General features: G+C 40.9%; 1 protein-coding gene. It reads right to left on the bottom strand.

Annotation, left to right across the window (positions count from 1 at the left end):
- Position 1: 1 nt before the first annotated feature.
- Positions 2 to 235 (bottom strand): Maf family protein (locus AAEZ02_RS23540; protein ID WP_351125673.1); only part of this gene is annotated, 234 nt, incomplete at its 5' end.

The raw sequence follows: 235 nt of genomic DNA, 5'->3' as shown, positions 1-235 counted from the left end.
ATTAGTATTCGTTGATTGAGCATTCTGCTGCTGTACTAAGAACATCTACACCGTGTTGTGAGAGTAAATCAATCAGCTTAATTAATGGTAGTCCAATTAAGCTATTTGGGTCGTCACCTTCTAAACGGCTAAATAAGGCAATGCCTAACCCTTCGCATTTAAAACTCCCCGCGCAATATAGTGGCTGCTCTGCATCGACGTAATAGCGAATTTGCGCAGCAGATAAGTGTTTAAA

It is taken from the genome of Shewanella sp. T24-MNA-CIBAN-0130, from assembly GCF_040310185.1.
Lineage (GTDB): Bacteria > Pseudomonadota > Gammaproteobacteria > Enterobacterales > Shewanellaceae > Shewanella > Shewanella psychromarinicola.
This window is presented reverse-complemented; position numbering and strand designations above follow the sequence as displayed.